This window comes from Allobranchiibius sp. GilTou38 (genome assembly GCF_017565325.1).
GTDB classification, from domain to species: Bacteria; Actinomycetota; Actinomycetes; order Actinomycetales; family Dermatophilaceae; genus Allobranchiibius; species Allobranchiibius huperziae.
In genome coordinates this window covers 70156-88592 of the sequence record NZ_JAGEKN010000007.1, presented here as the reverse complement: position 1 = coordinate 88592, position 18437 = coordinate 70156, and the positions used below count along the sequence as shown (strand labels likewise).

At 68.6% G+C, this 18437-nt stretch carries 20 protein-coding genes; 5 read left to right on the top strand and 15 right to left on the bottom strand.

The genetic code is table 11. The features are described from left to right. Positions 1-72 precede the first annotated feature (72 nt). Together JOB34_RS09625 and uxaC are read right to left on the bottom strand one after the other, a co-directional pair. Complete coding sequence (locus JOB34_RS09625) at positions 73-1458, bottom strand: mannitol dehydrogenase family protein (RefSeq protein WP_208052523.1); 1386 nt, start codon at positions 1456-1458, stop codon at positions 73-75. Continuing rightward, positions 1455-2888 carry a glucuronate isomerase gene (gene uxaC, locus JOB34_RS09620; protein ID WP_347813812.1) on the bottom strand — a complete coding sequence of 478 codons (1434 nt, stop codon included), beginning with the start codon at positions 2886-2888 and terminating at the stop codon, positions 1455-1457. The genes JOB34_RS09625 and uxaC overlap by 4 nt, the downstream gene beginning before the upstream one ends. 90 nt (positions 2889-2978) lie before the next feature. On the opposite strand from uxaC, the gene JOB34_RS09615 reads away from it, so the two are divergent. The 3 genes from JOB34_RS09615 to larB are packed head-to-tail and all read left to right on the top strand — an operon-like array spanning position 2979 to position 5818. Continuing rightward, positions 2979-4286 (top strand): lactate racemase domain-containing protein, encoded by a 1308-nt coding sequence (locus JOB34_RS09615; protein ID WP_208052522.1) that lies wholly within the window; start codon positions 2979-2981, stop codon positions 4284-4286. Between the two features lie 4 nt (positions 4287-4290). Next, entirely contained in the window at positions 4291-5127 is an 837-nt protein-coding gene (gene larE / locus JOB34_RS09610; RefSeq protein ID WP_208052521.1) for an ATP-dependent sacrificial sulfur transferase LarE, read from the top strand. Then, a complete protein-coding gene (larB, locus tag JOB34_RS09605) occupies positions 5120-5818 on the top strand; it encodes a nickel pincer cofactor biosynthesis protein LarB (RefSeq protein WP_208052520.1) in 699 nt (232 codons plus the stop codon). The genes larE and larB overlap by 8 nt, the downstream gene beginning before the upstream one ends. Before the next feature lie 18 nt (positions 5819-5836). Here larB and larC read toward each other — a convergent pair whose 3' ends face one another. The 3 genes from larC to JOB34_RS09590 form a co-directional block, all read right to left on the bottom strand. Next, the gene (gene larC / locus JOB34_RS09600; protein ID WP_347813811.1) at positions 5837-7066 is read right to left on the bottom strand and encodes a nickel pincer cofactor biosynthesis protein LarC; all 1230 of its coding nucleotides are present in this window, start codon (positions 7064-7066) and stop codon (positions 5837-5839) included. Positions 7067-7879: 813 nt separating this feature from the next. Further along, positions 7880-8248: a helix-turn-helix domain-containing protein gene (locus tag JOB34_RS09595; RefSeq protein WP_208052519.1), complete on the bottom strand. Its 369-nt coding sequence runs from the start codon at positions 8246-8248 to the stop codon at positions 7880-7882. Positions 8249-8312: 64 nt separating this feature from the next. Continuing rightward, positions 8313-9335, bottom strand: coding sequence for an Abi family protein (locus JOB34_RS09590; RefSeq protein WP_243757907.1), 1023 nt, complete (start codon positions 9333-9335; stop codon positions 8313-8315). A gap of 838 nt (positions 9336-10173) precedes the next feature. On the opposite strand from JOB34_RS09590, the gene JOB34_RS09585 reads away from it, so the two are divergent. After that, a complete protein-coding gene (locus JOB34_RS09585; RefSeq protein ID WP_208052518.1) occupies positions 10174-10782 on the top strand; it encodes a sensor histidine kinase in 609 nt (202 codons plus the stop codon). Between the two features lie 4 nt (positions 10783-10786). Continuing rightward, the gene (locus JOB34_RS09580; protein ID WP_208052517.1) at positions 10787-11083 is read left to right on the top strand and encodes a hypothetical protein; all 297 of its coding nucleotides are present in this window, start codon (positions 10787-10789) and stop codon (positions 11081-11083) included. On the opposite strand, the gene JOB34_RS09575 is transcribed toward JOB34_RS09580, so the two are convergent. From JOB34_RS09575 to JOB34_RS09530, 10 genes are all read right to left on the bottom strand, one after another. After that, the gene (locus JOB34_RS09575) at positions 11067-11510 is read right to left on the bottom strand and encodes a hypothetical protein (RefSeq protein WP_208052516.1); all 444 of its coding nucleotides are present in this window, start codon (positions 11508-11510) and stop codon (positions 11067-11069) included. The two genes, JOB34_RS09580 and JOB34_RS09575, sit on opposite strands and share 17 nt — an antisense overlap. A 214-nt stretch (positions 11511-11724) precedes the next feature. Next, entirely contained in the window at positions 11725-13248 is a 1524-nt protein-coding gene (locus JOB34_RS09570) for a terminase family protein (RefSeq protein WP_208052515.1), read from the bottom strand. A gap of 2 nt (positions 13249-13250) precedes the next feature. Beyond that, complete coding sequence (locus JOB34_RS09565; protein ID WP_208052514.1) at positions 13251-13496, bottom strand: hypothetical protein; 246 nt, start codon at positions 13494-13496, stop codon at positions 13251-13253. After that, the gene (locus JOB34_RS09560) at positions 13481-14038 is read right to left on the bottom strand and encodes a hypothetical protein (RefSeq protein WP_208052513.1); all 558 of its coding nucleotides are present in this window, start codon (positions 14036-14038) and stop codon (positions 13481-13483) included. Before JOB34_RS09560 ends, JOB34_RS09565 begins: the two co-directional genes overlap by 16 nt. Continuing rightward, positions 14035-14451: a helix-turn-helix domain-containing protein gene (locus JOB34_RS09555; RefSeq protein ID WP_208052512.1), complete on the bottom strand. Its 417-nt coding sequence runs from the start codon at positions 14449-14451 to the stop codon at positions 14035-14037. The genes JOB34_RS09560 and JOB34_RS09555 overlap by 4 nt, the downstream gene beginning before the upstream one ends. A gap of 489 nt (positions 14452-14940) precedes the next feature. Beyond that, positions 14941-15333 (bottom strand): hypothetical protein, encoded by a 393-nt coding sequence (locus tag JOB34_RS09550; protein ID WP_208052511.1) that lies wholly within the window; start codon positions 15331-15333, stop codon positions 14941-14943. Positions 15334-15939: 606 nt separating this feature from the next. Continuing rightward, the gene (locus tag JOB34_RS09545; RefSeq protein ID WP_208052510.1) at positions 15940-17337 is read right to left on the bottom strand and encodes a hypothetical protein; all 1398 of its coding nucleotides are present in this window, start codon (positions 17335-17337) and stop codon (positions 15940-15942) included. Continuing rightward, positions 17334-17690, bottom strand: a complete 357-nt coding sequence (locus JOB34_RS09540; protein ID WP_208052509.1) for a hypothetical protein — start codon at positions 17688-17690, stop codon at positions 17334-17336. Before JOB34_RS09540 ends, JOB34_RS09545 begins: the two co-directional genes overlap by 4 nt. 302 nt (positions 17691-17992) lie before the next feature. Continuing rightward, entirely contained in the window at positions 17993-18241 is a 249-nt protein-coding gene (locus JOB34_RS09535) for a helix-turn-helix domain-containing protein (RefSeq protein ID WP_208052508.1), read from the bottom strand. A gap of 2 nt (positions 18242-18243) precedes the next feature. Continuing rightward, positions 18244-18429 (bottom strand): helix-turn-helix domain-containing protein, encoded by a 186-nt coding sequence (locus JOB34_RS09530; protein WP_208052507.1) that lies wholly within the window; start codon positions 18427-18429, stop codon positions 18244-18246. Between the last annotated feature and the right edge of the window lie 8 nt (positions 18430-18437).

The window sequence follows — 18437 nt, the reverse complement described above, 5'->3', positions numbered from 1 at the left end:
TACGGTTCGTCAAGTATCGCGGTCCGGCGCGTCGGTCGAGGGCATCGCAGCACCTCGTTCGCGAGGTCTCCGTCACGCCCTCGAGGGCTGTTCCAGATCGGCCACCTGGAGGGCGACGATCCGCGTCACCCGTTCGTCCGTGACACCGAGCCACCTCAGCACCCGGGCGACCGCCTCCTGCGTGGTGCCTCTCGCCAGGTCGGTCACCTCGTCCGCGCGTACGTCGGTGACCGGGGCGCCGTGGCCGCGCAGGTGCGCGATCCAGCCTGCGACCGGACGGGTCGCGCCGGGGTCGACCCGGCCGTCCTCCAGTCCGGCGCGGACCACCGGCACCACGCGGACCGGCACCTTCTGCGAACCGTCGGCGGCGATCTGTGCAAGCAGGTGCCGGATGGCGGCGTTGCCGAAACGGCTCCGCAGGCTCGTGCAGTAGTCGTCGAGTTCGGCGGCGGGCAGTTCGAGGTGGGCGCAGGCGCAGCTCCACCACTCCTCGATCCACCCGCGCACCACGGGGTCGCCGATCGCCTGGGCGACGGTCTCGTGGCCGCGGATCGACCCCGCGTACGCCATCAGCGAGTGCGCTCCGTTGAGCAGCCACAGCTTGCGCTGCTCGAAGGGGCGCACATCGCGGACGAATCGCGCGCCGGCGCCCTCCCAGGCGGGCCGGCCGTTCGGGAAGTCCCCGGCGAGGACCCACTCGGTGAACTGTTCGGTCGGCACGACCTCGGGATCGTCGACGTCGAGTTGCCGGGACACCTCGGCGCGGTCCTCGTCCGTGGTGCGGGGGGTGATGCGGTCGACCACGGTGGTGACGAACGAGACGGTGTCCTCGATCCAGGGGAGAAGGGTGGGATCGACGGCTACGGCGAGTCCGCTCACGACACGGGCCATGACCTGACCGTTGTCGGGGAGGTTGTCGTTGGAGACGATGGCGAGCGGGCCGGCGCCCGCAGCCCGTCGGGCGAGCAGTCCGGCTACCACGCGTCCCGGAACGGTGTCGGCCGGCCCGGCGACCGGGTCGGCGGCCAGCGCCGCGATGTCGCGACGGACGGCCGGCAACCCCGTATCGAGGTCGCCAGACGACGACCGGCAGTAGCCCGCCTCCGTCACGGTCGCCGTGACGACCGCCAGATCGGTGCTCGCGAAGTACGCCCGCAGCGCCACCAGGTCGTCGGCCGCGTGTACCGAGCTCACGCTCGAGACGACTTCGGGCCGGACGCCGTCCGGGCCGCGGACGAGCAGCGTGTAGAGCGCGTCCTGTGCCCGTAGGGCGACCGCGGCCGCCGGCGACCGGCCCGTGAATGCGGCGATGCCCCATGCGGCTGCATCGGGGGCATGCTCGGTGTACCAGGCGGCGTGCGCACGGAAGAAGTTGCCGAGCCCGAGGTGCAGCAGCCGCACGGGCGCAGGGGGGCGACCGTCCTTGCGCCGGTCGAGCGCGCGCAGCGACGCGCTCACAGCTTGAAGGCCGTGGTCGGCACGGTGGTGACGAGGTCGAGGGCGGTCTCCAGCGCCTCGTCCTCCTCGAGCTGATGCTCGGCGACCAGCCGGGCGAGATACCCCGCGTCCAGGCGGCGCGACATGTCGTGTCGGGCCGGGATGGACAGGAACGCCCGGGTGTCGTCCACGAACCCGGAGGTGCGGTAGAAACCGGCGGTCTCCGTCGTGGCGGCACGGAAGCGGCGCACGGCGTCCGGCGCGTCGAGGAACCACCACGGAGCTCCGGCGTAGACGCTCGGGTAGAAGCCGGCCAGCGGTGCGATCTCGCGGGAGAACACCGTCTCGTCGAGGGTGAAGAGGATCAGGTGGAAGCCCTGCGTCGTCCCGAACTCGTCCAGCAGCGGCTGCAGCCCGCGGGTGAACTCGACGCCCACCGGGATGTCGCTGCCGGTGTCCGGGCCGAAGCGCCGCGTCGTCTCGGTGTGGTGGCCGCGGTGGACGCCGGGGTGCAGCGTCATCACCAGGCCGTCCTCGGTGGCCATCCGGGCCATCTCCACGAGCATGTGCCGACGCAGGGCCGTGGCGTCCTGCGGACTCACGCGCCCGGCGATCGCGTCGCTGTAGATCCGGGTCGCCTCGGCGTCGTCCAGGGTCAGCGTGACCACGTCGAGGTGGCTGTGGTCGGAGGAGACGGCGCCGTGATCCTTGAAATAGCGGCGCCGGTCCGCCAGCGCCGCGACGTACCCGGCGTACGAGCCGGTGTCGATCGCCGACGCCCGCGCCAGCGCGTCCATCAGCGCGGGGAAGTCCGGCCGGGCGGGCTCCAGGTACTTGTCCGGGCGGAACGTCGGCACCACCCGGTGGGAGAACCCGCTGTCCTGCTGCAATGCGGCGTGGAAGCTCAGGTCGTCGACGGGGTCGTCCGTCGTGGCGAGGACGTCGATGGCGAATCGGTTCATCAACGCCCGCGGCCGGAACTCCGGGCGCCCCAGGGCGTCGGCGATCCGGTCGTAGATCGCGTCGGCGGACTCCGCCGACGGGCGGTCCGCCACCCCGAAGACGTCGGCGAGGACCGTTTCCATCCAGAACCGGCTCGGCGTGCCGCGAAAGGCACCCCACTGACCGCAGAACAACCGCCAGGCATGACGTGCGCTGTCCGTGTCCAGGGTGCTGCCCGGGCCGACCCCGAGCTGCTCCAGGGGGATGCCCTGTGCGTGCAGGAGCCGGAAGACGTAATGATCCGGCGACAGGAGGAGCGAGGCCGGATCCTCGAACGGTACGTCGTCGGCCAGCCACTGCGCGGGCACGTGACCGTGCGGGGAGATGATCGGTTGGTCACGCACCGCGGCGTACAGCCGCCGCGCGATCGCCCGGGTGCCGGGGTCGGCGGGGAGGAGCCGGTCGGGTGAGAGCGTGAGTCGATCCGCGGGCGCGGGCATGGACGTCATGACGCCCATCGTCGCCCTGCCGCCCGGCTGGAGGGCGACGGGTCGCCTGTCGTGCTTGCCGCCGACGGGGTGGCGGGTGAAGGTGGTCGCATGACGAGCCTCGCCGACGGACCCGCACAGACCCACCTGCCGGCCACGCGGGTCGGGGGCGTCGAGGGTGTGCTGGGCGAGGACGAGGTGCGCCGGTTCGTCCGGGAACGGCTCGACTCGGTGGATCTCGACGGGCGCAGCGTCTGCGTCCTGGTGCCGGACGGGACCCGCACCTGCCCACTGCCGCTGCTGCTCGGCGCCGTCCACAGCGCGCTCGCCGGTCGGGTGGAGAGGATGACGGTGCTGATCGCCCTCGGCACCCACCAGGCGATGAGCGAGGAGTCGATCGCCCGGCACCTGGGGTACGCACCGGGTGCCCTGCAGGACACCTATCCGGGGATGACCGTGCTGAACCACGAGTGGTGGCGACCGGAGACCTTCGCCGATCTCGGGACGATCCCGGCCGCGCGCCTCGAGGAACTGTCCGAGGGCCGGCTCAGCCTCGATGTGCCGGTGCTGCTGAACAAGGCGGTGGTCGAGCACGACGTCGCGCTGGTCGTGGGCCCGGTGCTGCCCCACGAGGTCGTGGGCATCTCCGGCGGCAACAAGTACTTCTTCCCGGGCGTCGCTGGTCAGCAGATCATCGACGTGTCCCACTGGATCGGCGCACTCATCACCTCGGCCGAGATCATCGGCACGACGGACGTCACCCCGGTCCGGGCCCTCATCAACGAGGGCGCAGCGCTGGTGCCGGCCGAGAAGCTCGCGTTCTGCTTCGTCGGAGCCGCCGGCACCCACGACCTGCACTCCATCTCCTTCGGCGACACCATCTCGGCGTGGGCCGACTCCGCGGAGGTCTGTGCCGCCACCCACGTGACGTACCTCGACGAGCCGGTGCGGCGCGTCATCTCGCTGGTGCCGACCATGTACGACGACATCTGGACCGGCGCGAAGGGCTTCTACAAGCTCGAGCCCGCGGTCGCCGACGGCGGCGAGGTGATGCTCTATGCCCCTCACATCACGCAGATCTCGGCCAGCCACCCGGAGATCGACACCATCGGCTACCACTGCCGCGACTACTTCGTGAAGCAGTGGGACCGCTTCAAGGACGTGCACTGGAGCACCCTGGCCCACTCCACCCACCTGAGAGGCGCGGGCAGCTACGACCCCGAGACCGGTACGGAGCGGTTCCGCGTCAACGTCTCCCTCGCGACCCGGATCCCGGAGGAGGTGTGTCGCGCCGCGAATCTCGGCTATCTGGACCCGGACTCGATCGACCTGGACGCGGAGATCGCCGCCGGCAGCTTCGTCGTGCCCGACGCCGGGGAGGTGCTCTTCCGGCTCACCCCAGGGCATCAGGGAGGCTGAGGTCATGAATCGAGATCTGGCGTCGATCACCCCGCAGGTCGAGCGCGCGCTCGACGGTGTGCAACGCCTCGGGGTCGCCTACTCCGGCGGCGTCGACTCCTCCCTGCTGCTCGCGCTGGCCGTGCGCGCGCTCGGCCCGGACCGGGTGGTCGCGGTCCTCGGTGTCTCCCCGTCGCTGGCCGCGGACGAACGCGCCGGTGCGCATGACGTCGCTGCCGCGATCGGCGTACCCGTCGTCGAGATCGCGACGCACGAGGGCGACAACCCGGCGTACCGGGCCAACGGCCCTGACCGCTGCTACCACTGCAAGGACGAGCTCTTCACCCGGATCGGGAGCGATGTCATCGCCGCTCACCGCCTGACAGCCGTCGCGTACGGCGAGAACGCCGACGACACCCGTCGCCCGGATCGGCCGGGCTCGCGCGCAGCGACCGAGCACGGCGTGCTGCGGCCGCTCGCCGACCTCGGACTCACCAAGGCCGACGTACGCTCGCTGGCGCACGAGCTGGGACTTCCCAACGCCGACAAACCCGCCGCGCCCTGCCTGGCGTCGCGCATCCCGCACTTCACTCCCGTCGACCCGGCAAAGCTCGCCCAGGTCGAGGCGGTCGAGCACACGCTGCGGCAGCTCGGATTCGCCGACTGCCGGGTGCGTCATCACGGGGAGGTCGCCCGCGTCGAGGTGACCGTTGACGACCTGATCCGAGCGGTCGCCTCGCCGCTGCGCGAGCAGGTGGTGGCCGCCGGGCGGGCGGCCGGGTTCGATTTCGTGGCGCTCGACCTCGTGGGGATCCAGTCCGGCGCGTTCAGCCTGCCGCTCGTGGCGGTAACCGGTGGGTGAGCCCGATCCCCTGGAGGGAGTGGCCGAGCTCGACCTGCAGAGGGCGGCGCGCAGGGGATACCCCGAGGCGGTCTACTGCGAGGGCAAGACGCCGGACCAGGTGCGCGCGATCGCCGAGGCGGTGCGAGATGCCGATCAGGGTGAGAAGCCAGGTGGAGCAACGCTGTTCACCCGGTGTTCGGACGACCATCTGGACGTGCTCTCGGACGTCTTCTCGGACGCGGCCATCGACGAGACCGCGCGTCTCGCCGCCTGGCCGTCGGCGCCGCCCGCGCCGGTCGGTGGCCCGGTCGTCGTGGTGTGCGCCGGCACCTCGGATCTACCGGTCGCGCGCGAAGCGTTGCTGACCGCCACCTACCTCGGACGGCACTGCGAACTCGTCGTGGACGTCGGAGTCGCCGGGCTGCACCGGATCCTCGCGCGGCTGCCGGTGCTGCGGGCCGCGCGGGTCATCGTGGTCGTCGCGGGCATGGACGGTGCACTGCCGAGCGTGGTCGCGGGGCTGGTGTCGGCGCCGGTCGTGGCCGTGCCGACCTCGGTCGGGTACGGCGCGGCGTTCGGCGGCATCGCACCGCTGCTGGCCATGCTCAACGCCTGCGCCCCGGGAGTCGCCGTGGTCAACATCGACAACGGGTACGGCGCGGGCCACCTGGCCGCGCAGATCGCCGCGCCCGCTGCATCCTCCGACTGACCACCAGGCCGATCGCTCCTAGGAGTCGATCGGCGGGAGGAGCGAGCCGGCCCGAAGGCCCTGTGCTGTCGCAGTCGCCGCGGTGTCGTCGAGCAGTCTCCGAACGGGCAGCCCGACGGCTCGGGCGGCCGTCGCGGCGTCCTCGAACTCCGGCGTCGCATGCACGATCCGCCCGGAGCCGTCGAGCGACATCTTGATCCGCACCGAGTGGCCGTGGACCTGAACGATGCGCCAGTCACGTTGCAGCGCAACACGATCGACCGCGTATGACCTGCTGCCGAAGGTGCTGGTGAGCGAGTGGACGAGGTCGCCCATCCGCGACCGGTCACCGCCGGCGCACAGGACGGACAACGTGTGCGCGGGTCGCCCCTTCTTCATCAGGATCGGGGTCAGCCAGGCGTCCGCGGCGCCGGCCTCGAGCAGCGCCGTCAGGACCGTGGGCCACACCCGGGGGTCGAGGTCGTCGACGTTCGCCTCGAGCACCCACAGCTGTTCGGTGGCCGGCTGTCCGGCCGTCTCGGTGCGCTCGCCGATGCAGACGCGTACGACGTTCGCCCGCCCGGGAGTGTCCCGTGAGCCCGCGCCGACGCCGACCGCCCGCACCCGCATCGGCGGTAGGGGTTCGCAGGTCGCCGCGAGGGCGCGTACGAGGGCGACGCCAGTGGGAGTGGCCAGTTCGCCGGTGCCGCCCGCCCGCAACTCCCAACCGGTGCCGAGCTCGAGCACCGCGGGCACCGGCACGGGCAGGTCGCCGTGCGCGCCGGTCACCCGGCCCGATCCGACCGCGATCGGTCCGGCGCTGACGGACCGCACGGCGTGCCAGTGCAGGGCCGCGCAGACCCCGACCACGTCGGCGATGGAGTCCCAGGCGCCCACCTCGTGGAAGTGCACCTGCGTGGCCTCCACCCCGTGGACGCGGCCCTCGGCGGCTGCCAGCGTCTCGAAGACCCGCTGCGCCGATGCCGCGACGGCCGGTTCGAGGGGAGCCCGATCGATGAGGTCCCGGATGTCGCTCCACCGGCGGTGCGGCTGGTCGGCGGCGACCGGTGCGACGTCCACCTTCGTGGCGCGCTGGCCGGCACGGGTGACCTCGCGCGCGGTCACCCGCACGGCGTCTGGCGCGAAGGCGTCCACGGCATCCTGGACCATAGAGACGGGTGCCCCGGCGTCCACCAGGGCGCCGAGCAGCATGTCGCCGGCGATGCCGGCTCCGGCGTCGATCCACGCGTGCCGTCCGGGCTCAGCCACGCCGCCAAACTACCGTCGACGCCCCGCCCCCTGGCCGAACTGGGCGGCGCACCGGCCACTCGGGACCGGTTGAAGTGGGCCCTCCGGGGCTCGAACCCGGAACCTACGGATTAAAAGGCGCTTTGCTCCCATCCCGAGCTGTTGGGATTGGCGCGTCCTGGCCCGGAATGGCGCGGTTTGCGGTCCACTACATCCGCGCTAGTGGCACCCCATACGTGGGGGTCGCGTAGCAAAGTGTTAGCAAGCTGGCCGCCCGGCAAACCCCGACGGAAGGGTGGCAATGTCACATCAAATGCTCGAAGAGTGGGCCGAGCAGGTCATCGTGGAGCGCTGTGACATGGGCGTGTAGCCCTCGCCGGCCCTGGAATGATGGCCGGATGAATCGCTCAACTTGGGTGACGTGCCCCACTGACGGTCAGACGTTCCTCGGCAAGTTCGACGTGTCGATGGCAGGTGGTACGGGCCGGCAGCAGATCAACCGAGTCGACTACGCTGGCGGCCACACCGCTCTGGCATGCGGTGGAAATGAGGGCTCGGAGTCTCTCCGAGCTTGGAAAGCGCAGCTGGAAGCGCAGGCCAAGCGGGCTTTCGAGACTGAAGCCGGGAGCTGATGGGGAGCGAAAGGTTTGAGGTCCGGACGTGCCCGATGTGCGGGCGGTCAATACGGGCCAGGGTGGTTAGCTACTTTGGCCCTGGAACCGCGAACGATCCAGTGATTGATGTCGACATCGCAGGGCATGAAGAGTGCGTCCGCGAGTGTGAAAGCAGTGGGGACAGGATGCCCATGCGAATGAACCGTGACCGTTGACTCCGTCACCGCAGGTAGTCCGCGAGTCGCTCCGACGCGCCATCAGTGACAGTCCACGAACGTCGGTACTTGCTCGGCAGACCGAGTTGCTCGACGAGCCCGACCCGTCGCAAGTCGTGCAGACACCGCCGGGTGGTTACATCTGTCATCTGGGCGAGCTCGGCCAGCTGCGGCAGTGTGAGCGGGCCCTGCCGGGCGAGGATGCCGAGCACATAGAGACGGCCGGCGGTCGCGAGCACCGCGAACTTCCGCGCGAGGGTCAGCGACTCCTCGATGGGCATCCAGTCCCGCACGCTCTGTTCTGGCCATGCGGCACCGCTCGGGTCCGAGGGGAAGTGCTCGATCGGTGGCCGGCCGCGGCCGCGGGAGTCCATCGACGCACCGTAATGCGGGATGACTACTTGTGGCGGCCGTACGAAACTTTGGAGGTCTCTTCGTTCAGGCACCAGATGCGTTTAACGGTTCGGTCCTGGCATCGAGACGCATAGACCAGAAGCTGTCCTGTCGCCAGGTCTCGGGAACGCCCATGGCCGAAAGTGGCACATCGGGATGCTTGTCCAAAATGTCGCTCAATCGCTGTGCCCAGGTGCTGCGGGGCGACACCGTCGCCAGGATGCTTTGAAGCGCGACGAGGACGGGGTAGAGCCGCTTGCTGCGGTAAGTGTCGTTTGTCAGCGCCGATGCATCATCAAGCCAAGCAACGTTCGACGATTGGGGCAACGCTGGGTATACGCCTAAGGCAGCGTTCCACAACCGGCCGTGATGCGCGCAGATGTTGCGCACCCGCACAAACGATCGCATCCACGACAGAAGGAGCGGTTCCGTGATCCCGAGGGGCTTCGCAACCGCGCTTCGGTCTGCCCGTACTGCCAAGTTCTGCACAAGTCGGTCCAGCTGGCCCATCGTAAGCGTTTCGACCATCAACCAGGATGGCGGAAGTGGATCCGCGTAGGTGACCAAATAGTGCTCCAGGGCGGAGCGATGCACGTAGGCGCCGTCAGCGACCTCAGGGGCAGAATCGAGCTGGGTGCGACACGTCTTCTGAACCAGGTCGATGAACTGCGAGTGACGTTGCCTGTCTCGAAAGAGCGTGGGGTCTGCGTACCAAAAGGGACCACCTCGTTGCAGCGACATGTGGTCAGTCAGAGCAGATCGGACAGCTACTTCGACCCTCTCCAGCGCATCCAGAACCAACAACCGCAGGTGACGGTCGAACACGTACAGATCGAGCATTTGGTCGAACGTCGTGCCTGCTCTGAAGGTTTCCAAGTGAGGGTTTCGCAGGGGGATCAGATACGGGGACAACCGGTAGTAGCCCAGGTGACGCACGTACCGGGTTGCGCGCGCTGCGTCGGGCACCAGCAGTCCCCGCTCGACCATCCGCTCGACCAGCATCTTGTGGGTCAGAGGCGGCTTGGCGTAGCGGGCGCCACCGCGTTCGCGGCTGCGGCTGTGGACCAATGCGTCTCCTAGGCGTTAAAAATCCCCCAAGTGCGCATCGTGGAGAGGCGTGGGGGATGTAGTGCGTAAAACGTAACACGCGAGCGACGGGCGTTGGGCTGAGAGAAGCGGACCGATGGAGGGGGTGCGCTCAGTTGCCGATTCGGTGTGCCGTGACGTCGTACCCACAGTGTCGTTCACTCGCGCGGCGTTGCTCATGGATTGCGGCGCGCTGCAGGAAGCTCCACGGCGGGGCTCCGCGGTAGACCCGGGCGTGGTTGTCATGGGCGATAAATAGGCTGTGACAGGTGATCGGTTCAGGCACTGGAGGACATCCCGACGGCCCGGAAGAGCCGCTCAACGCGTGCTGGCCACCGCACCCCAGGACAGCTACGCGCGCCGCTGTGCCGATCCCGGTGCGGGTGCGGCTGCAGTGGCCTCATGGCGACGAGTACGTCGTGGGACGGGCCGCACGGTGGCAAGGGAGGTGCGTCTGGGTGCTGATGTGGCACGTACGCGTGGCACCCGTGCAGGGAGTGTGGGTTGACGCTGAGGACGTACATCGGAATGATTCACAGGCAGCCGCAATGCCAGGATGTGCCTAGGATGACGGCGTGCACCGAGCCTCGGCCTTGTCTTTCTATGGCGCCCGCGGGTGAGCATAGTTGTTCCTGCGTCCGGAAAGCTCACAGCAGCGTCCATAGGAGCGGCGTGTGTGCCGACGCTGGGCACGTACGAGGTTGACCTGCGAAACGCCAGGTTCGTAGAACCAGCTGGCATCGTTGCGATTGCCGCGGGGGTAGATCGTGCCATTCGCGAGGGCACTCGTGTGCAGGTGCGGGGACCGAGGAACAGCGACGTGCGCAACTACCTTGCGCGGATGCAGTTGGGCGCTCACCTGGACGGCCTTGATATTCGGCACGATCTCGGCGTTGTGACGTCCCACGACGTCGGCCACCAGTTGTGCGAGCTTCGGCGTTTTGATAGCGAGGACGAGCTCGAAGAGGTTGCAGAAACCATCGTGCGTCTCTACCGAGATGCCGGGTGGGGTGTCGTGCAAACGCTATACAGCTGTCTTTTCGAGCTGGCCGTGAACGCGGTGCAGCACAGTGGACAGGGCGGTGGGTTTGTTGCGCTGCAGTCCTATCCAAAGACAGAGGACGTCGCCTTCGCCGTGGGTGACTCCGGTGTAGGCCTACGGTCCCGGCTGGGTTCTGCGACCGACCAGGCCGCAATCGGGAAAGCGGCACGGAAGTACGCCACCAGCAAGTCTGAGCCGGGTCGCGGACGGGGCATCACCGAGGTGATCGAGCTGACTGGGAAGAATCACGGCGCTATGACCATGGTGAGCGGGACCGCTTACGGCGAATTCGTTGGTGGCAACTGGGATCCGCGAGTCACCGTGACGGACAATCCGTTTCTGGGTACGGTGGCCCAAGCACGGCTCCGTCGGCAGGTGGGAGACTGACAGCATGAGTACCCAGGTTCTTCCTTCGGTGAAGATGCCCCAACTCAGTGGCGGCCGCGCGCGGGCTCGTGCGCTGGCTAGCCCATTGCAGGGCAGGATGCGCGAGCAGCAGGTCCGCTTGGACTGCAGGCAGTTGGTTGCAGGCACGGCGTCGTTCGCCGACGAGATCGTGCGGCGCGTGCTGCTGGAGGGTGGCGCCGACAGACTCGTCGTCGAGTACGCCGGACCTGCGTTCGGAGGCTACCTACAAGATGCCGCGAGGGACCTCGACGTCAGTGCGTCGATCACTTTCGTGAACTGAGAGTCGAGCGAACGGCTGCGCCGCAAGCTTTCATGGCCGCATCCCATGTCGCTGCCTCAGTCTCGGCCGACTGCTCTTCCTGCGACCACTTGAGCGCAACAGCGAGCCAACGTTCGAGCCTGGCAACGACCTTGGGTGGCGCTCGATGCAGGACCGCCTGGAAACCCATGCGAGCCGCCTTCAGCTCGGATTCGGCATCGGGGTCTACTTCACCGCTGATGACCGGGGTGTTGTAGCGGACGAGTGCGCTCCGGTAATCCTTGGCAGCGTCCTGGACGAGGGCGATGGCGGTTCGGTCGTACTCGTCGCTAGCTGCTCGGCGTTCAGCCCTTCTAGATTTCGTCGCGATCCGCGCCGCCACAGTTTGTGTGACGACCGTGCCGGCAAGAGTAAGGCCCCCGCCGACCACGACATCCCACATACTCACCGTTCAGGCCCCCTGCGCAGTCGGAACATCCCCACGCGTGCAAAACACCGCGTGCGGGTGAGTGTAGTTTGACCCCGCATTTCAATCTAACCGTCAGGCGGCGTCATCGTGGTCTCCTGGCATCAGACCCGTGAGGTGAGGCCGCCACCCGGTGGGTGGTCATGTTGGCGGGCCAGCCTCGGTGTTGCAAGGCACCCGCGGCTGCTGCGTCTCGCTACCACTGATGGAACAGGTGCTGCCACCCGGTGTCGGGTGGGTAGACGGGGTCACCCTCAGTGCCCCATGCCGCCCGCAACGCCCAGTAGTCCTCCTCGGGGGTGCTGGGAGACCACTCGGACAGGGGAGCGGCCGGCTCGGGCATCAGGAAACCTTCGATGGTTGGCCGTGCGACGTTGATCAGTGCGTAGCGCAGGCAATCGATGATGTGATCGTCGCCGCGGGTGTCCAGGTCCTCAGGTTTGCGGGGGTCGTGACACATCGCAGGCAATGTCCGCACCAGGTTCGGGCACCTGCCGTCCAGGACGTGCAGCTTCGGGCACGTCTCCCACCCCATCTCCCGGTGATACAGGCACGCTGGGGCCTCACCCAAGTAGGAATGCACTCGCGCCCAGCCGCTGGCCCGCTCACCCTTGTGCGCGGTGATGATGTGGCAACCCTGCTCGGCGTAGACCTCGGCAACAGACTTGGCCGACCCACGGGACGTCCACATCGCGTCGTCAGCGAACCGCACCACGTCCTCGTCCTCGTCCTCGGCCGCGAGGACCTGCTGGGCCTGCTCCACCTCCCCGACCTTGGCCCCGTAGCGCTCCCGGTAGGCGTACGCACGACCGTCCTCGTCCATCGCCAGCCACAGGCATCCCCAGGGGGCCGCGTACCCCCAATCGATCCCAGCGCACCGCGCCCAGGACTGGGGAACTTCGAAGGTCGGTACAAGGTGGCGGTCCCTGTCCCACTCGGTGAAGAACTGCCCCGAGAACTGGTCCCACGACCCATCCAGCATCGCCGCGCGCCGCGCCGGGTCAGGGATCGCCTCCAGCTGCCTGCGGTAGCCAGCGTCCACGTGCGGGTTATCCCCAACCTTGGCGGGGATGAACCGCACGCTGCGGCCCTGCCCATCACGCACGACATTCGCGCCGTGGTCGGTGGCGTCCACGTACCGGGCCCGCACCGCAGCATGGTCGGGCCCACCCGGGTTAGTCGTAGACCGCACCCCGATCACCGGCATGCCAGACCCAGACCGCAGCCGCTCCTGCAACATGTCCACAATGCCCGGCGCGAACAGTGTCCGCTCATCCAGAGACAGCTTCTGGAACTCGCCACCCTGTCGGCGGCTGGCGTCCACCAGGGTCTCCGCGTACCGGTACCGAATCACGCTGCCGTTCTTAAACTTCAGCTCCCGATCCGACGCGTTCCAGGAAGCCCCAAGCGCCTCCCCGAACCCGAACGACGCCAACTGCCGGATTACCGACTCGTTCAGCTCGTCATAGGAGCGACGGAACACCGCGATACGCACACCGGCGTACCGGACCGCGTCCCGCAAGTCATCCGCGACCAGCGCGGCCGACTTGCCACCGCCGGCCGCGCCACCGAAGAGCACGTCGTGCTCAGTGGCGTCGTGGAACCGTTGCTGCAACGGCGTGGGGGTGTACCCGATGGCCGCGAACACATCCGCAGTCACATCCACCGGGTCCAACAGCGCAGCCAAACCGGCCAGCGGGTCACTCCCCGACGCGGACACGGTCAGCTCCTGCCCTTCTGCTCGTCCGCGGCCACCTGCGCCGCCCAATCATCGAACGCAGTTCCCCGCCCGTCCGGGGCCAGCAGGGCCGCGGCCACCACATCCCCGCGGGCGTCCCACACCTCCTGGCGTGACGCCGAGTCCAGGGCCGCGGCAGCATCGGCGACGGCACCGTCCGCCTGTGCCCGCTGGAGCGCTGCAGCGAACTTGTCGGGGTCGAAGCCGCCCGCGCTCATCGCGACGCCCACAGCAGCGACTGCAGCAGCGGGTCGATCCCAACCGGGTCGAACGCCTTCACGACCGGGTTGCTCACGAACTGGCGTGCCGCGCGACCCTCGGCCAAAGCGTCCAAGGACTCCAGCTCCCTGGCCAGGCGACCAGCCGACTCCACTCCCCGCTCAGCAGCGCGCACCGACGCAAGCGCCGCGGCGGCCTGCAGCTTGGCTTCTGCCACCTGCTCGGTTACTCGGTCTGCCGCGACGGCGATCTGGGCCCGCAGCGCATCAGCGCGGCCTGCCCGTTCCAACACGCCCCGTTCTGCCACCACCCGTGCCTGCTCGGCTTTAATCTGCGCGGCGTGCGCCTCGTGCTGGGCTAGCACCCTCTCGGCGTCGGCGCGCTGCTCATGGGCCGTTGTCCCGGCCTCTGTGTCGAACGACGCCACCGCATCAGCCGCTGCCGTGTTCGCGTCAGCTACCCGTTGGCGGGCGCTGGTGACGTTGCTGGCAACCTGCGCCGCAGCACCGGCTAGGCGCTGCTCTCGTTCTCGAACTTCTGTCAGAGTGCTCATGCGCTGCTCCTTTCGTTGTCGATGCCGGATGTTCCCTGTTGGTAGTGCCGTACGTCCTGCCGGGCGGTGAGCCATGACCCGCCGACCTTTTGCCCTGCCAGTTCGCCGGATTCCAACAGCTGCCGGACCCGCCGTGGCTGCACATGCAGCAAGTCAGCGGCTTGGCGTGTGGTGATCTCCAGCGGCCTCGACACTGAGGATGGAGCCATTGCCGCAGTCGGCGTCGAATCACTGCCGCCCGCGGCAGCGCGTGCAGTTGCAGCCGCCGCGAGGTCCACCACCAGGGCGAGCGCATCAGCAGGCAGCGGCGACCCGTTCCGTTTGCGCTCGGCGGCGAGCTTCTGCAGCGCCAGTGCCACCAACGCAACCTGGTCCGACGGGATGGCGAACCCGGTCAAAGGGCCGCTGGTCATTCCCACCACCCCCAGACGCCGCCACAGAGGTGCTGGCCGACCCGGTAGGAGCCGGGATGCAGGCACCGCCATCTCGGTCCGTGACCACCAGCGCGTGCCCTCAGCAGGACCCGATGACCGGTCCGGGCCGTCACATCTTCGAAGCGGCGACCGCACGGTCGGCATATGACGTAGTAGTCCGCCTCGGTCGTGGTCACGATGGACCGCCCCGCGGCCAGGACGCGCTGCACGCCCGCCAGGACGCGCCGCAAGACCAACGGGCGCCGTACGGCCGCCTCAGGGCGGTGCGTGAGCTTCGGGGCGTGCTGTGAGGCGTCCAGGCGGCGCAGGATGCTCGCGAGCGCCTGCGAATAGGTTTATCTACCCGGTGGGCGACCCGTGATGCCCCACAGATGGCGAATTCAGGCGGGTGGGTGCGTAGCAGGGTGTTAGCAGGCCCCCGCCTGACCTGCGGTGATGCACCTGTAAACGGATCATTAGTCCGCCGACTCACGACGACCGCCCTCTCGACGCCAGGTCGATGTGCTTGCGCAACAGCTGCCGGACCTGGTCGTCTCGGTAATCAACGCCCAGCTCGCGTAAGGCGCCGGTGACCCCAGCGAACATCGCCGCCGTCTGCACCTCCGACACCCGCGCCAGGCGGTCCTCGATGCCTAGACGGGCAACATCCGTCAGGAACTTGCCGAGCCGGTCCTGCGCACGCTCGTACAGGACGATCTCCGCGCGGACCTGCTCCCCGGCACCCACAGCCTCATAGCGGACGTCCTGGAGCACTTTGACGCGCTCCCGGATCACGTCGAGCCATTGCGCGGCTTCAGCGGCCAGGTCCAGCAGCCGGCCGAGCGGGTCCACGATCGGAGCTGCCTCGCCCAGCTTCGCCAAGGCCCGCTGCGCACCCTCCCGGATGTCCCTCTCAGCGATCACTGTCGCCGAGCGCTTTCCAAGGTGATGACGACACCTTGGGGGATCGGTTCCCCGGATCGCCCACGCATGACACGGCTCACCAGGCCGGTGAGACATCGCACCGCACTCAGGCATCAGCCCGCCCCCTAATTACATGAGGTTCATCAACCACGGCCGGGCACATGGCGCACCAGGCGGCGGGCGGTAGCTGTGGGGGATGCAGATGGGGGGTCATGGGTGCTCCTTTGTGGTAGTTGCCGAGGCTGGCGTGAAGCCCGTGGAGGTCGGCGCGGGATGGGCCGCGAGGGGTGTCGGGATGTCTTGTCGTGAGCGTGCGGGCGGTGGTGTGCGTCGGTGTTTCTCCCTGTCGCAAGTGCGGCTTCGGGGTGCTCCCGTGGAGGGGTCGGGAGAGGGCAAAACCGGTTAAGGGGTGGACAGGTGGACATGTCCACCCCTGCCTACGGCGCTCTCTCCCCCCGTGGGGATGGAGTTTCAGTGTTTTAGAGGGTTTTTCAGTGTCTGGCCTCCTGTTTCCCGGGAGGTAGGGGTGGACAATGTCCACCCGTCCACCCCTTAGTGGCCCTCTCAACGGGCACCCCGTGCGAGCCGGTAATGAGTCCGCAATTGACCCCGGAAGTCGGCCTCCTCGACATCGATGTCGCCGACGCGGAGGAGTGAGTCGATGGCGTCCTCAAAGTGGTCCCGGTCGCGGCTGGGGAGGAGCCGCCGGGCTGTCGACCGGGTGGTCCAGTCGTCGGTGAGGTTGGCTCGTAGGCGGTGTGCGACGCGCTTCGTAGCGGCCTCATCCACGACTTCCTGGGAGGCGATCGCGCGTTGCCCTTCGGCGCGTCCGCGGGCGTCTGAGGCAGCGCGAAATTTCGCGCTGAGTGTCGCGACAATCTGGCCGCGGGTGTGGTCGCTGACGGCCATGACGACGCCCGCAAGGTCCCAGTCGTCGTCACTTACCTCGGCGTGGCCGTTGAGGAACCCCAGCGCGGCGGCGACTTTCAGCTGGCACAGCAGTGCGTGTCCGTCGAGTGCGTCGACTTGGCCGCGCGCACGAGCGCGGGCGGCGTGCTCAATGGCGGTGGTCGCGGCGTCACAGACGGGTAGCCGGTAGCGGCCGGTGCCGGGGTGCGCGACGTGCCCCGTGGGGTCGGGGTGCCGCCATTCGATCGGGCCAAGCTCGGGTGGACGCTGGTCGGGCATGCCGGGGTCGGTTGCGGGCAGCCATACGAGCCGCTGGGGCATCCCGCCGTCCGCCTCGTCGAGCAGGACACCCGCCCGCTCGGGCTGCACGCCGACGACGAGGCAGAGCCGGTAGGCGTGGCGGCCTACGACCAGGCGACGCTCTAGGTCGGCATTTTGGAATCCCAGCTGCTCGCCGCTCCAGGCGCTCCGGAGCACGGATGTGACGGTGGAGCCGACCCGACCTTTGAGCGCGCTGAGCGTGTCTACCTCAGCGCAGTGAAACAGTGCGCGGGTGGTGTGTTGTTCAACGCCGCCGGGTTGCCCGCCGATGGGTTTGACCCGTCGCACGAAGGTGGCCACAACGCCCTCACCGGTGCCGAGACTGGGCTCCTCGGGCCGCGCGAGGGAGCCAAAGGTGATCGCGTCGCCCGCGCACGCGGTGGCTGCGCCCTTCCCGCTTCCTGAGGCGCCGGTGAGTGCGTAGAACGTGTTGAGCGATCCTTCGGCTCCCACGATGGGCGGCAGCGTGTAGTGCGGCGCGACGTGGGCGATGACGCGGGCCAGGGCGACACCAAGGACGGCCCAGGGGGAGGCGATACGGGAGCGAGCGAATTGGTGCAGATGGGCCAGTTCTGGGCGGGATTCCCAGAACTCCGGACGCTCCAAGTCGAACGCGAGTGCAGGTGTGGGGGGCTCATGATGGCGTTCGGCGTCCGCTTCGGCCTGTCGCTGCGCGAGGTCGTCCAGGTCCGCGAGGTCGCTCCATGGCTCGTGAGACTGCTGGGCGGTCATCGGCTCGTCTGCGGTTCGCGGTGGGGGGTTGGGTGCTCGGCGCGACGGCGTCCATTCGCCTCTCGGAAGCGGCGGATGCTGGCGGCGCGTCGCTCCACCGCGGCGGCGGCGAGCTGCTGGCTGGTGTCCGTCATCAACCGCTCGGTGCCGTCCAGGGGTGGGCGAGCCGATGCGCCCGTGAGGACAGCGGCTGCGGCCGTGTATCGAGCGCAAGCGTCTGCGTCGGCGGCCTCGCGGCCCCGCTCATAGCCGGACTCGACGCCGCGAGCGTTCCCCACGGTGAATCCGTCCATCCAAAGCCGCCAGTCACGCGCGTCGAGATCGGCAATGTCGATTGGAGCGTCGTCGCTCATGGCCGCACCCACTGAGTGCCTGTTGACCAGAGCGCCACCGGGACGTGCCCGACTGCCTGTTGGCGACGCGCGTACCTGTCCGCAGCGGCGCGGTGGCGAAATAGCCGGGTGAGCTTCTCCGGGTGACCGGCGTGGAGCCGGACACTGGTGACTGCCCAGATTGGACCCGGGAGGGGCCCTGATTGAGCGGATTTGAGTCCTGCGCGCCCGGCCACGCGTGGCATGCTGATCATGCGAGGGTCTTTCTCCTCGTGGGTGGCGGTGGGCTCGCGGTGGTGCGCGGGCCTTCCGTATGTCTGGGGTCAGGCGGCCGGGGGTGCGTCGTCCGGGTCGGCAGGCCAGATCGGTGCACGCTGGGTGATGTCGAAGCCAAGAAGCGCAAGCAGTGGCGCGACGGGGACAACGAGACGCCGGCCAAGGGAAAGACATTGGATGTCGCCGGTCGCGGCTGCCCTGTATGCCGCGTCACGACCGATGCCGAGCAGCTCGCCAGCCTGGGGGACTGTGATCGTGAGCCGGCCGTCAAGCCAGTCCGGCAGCGTGGGTGTCATGGTTAGACGGCCGTCGGTCGGGCGTGTCGGCTCTTCAGCACGGCGCGAAGTTCGGCCTCGTCGTAACGCAGCTGCCGGCCGACTCGGTATTGCGGCAACTGGCCTGATGCGCTTAGGCGGTAGATGCTCCGAACGCTGATGCCGAGGAGATCGGCCGCGCTTTGTGTGTCGAGTAGGTGGTGATCCATCAGGAGAG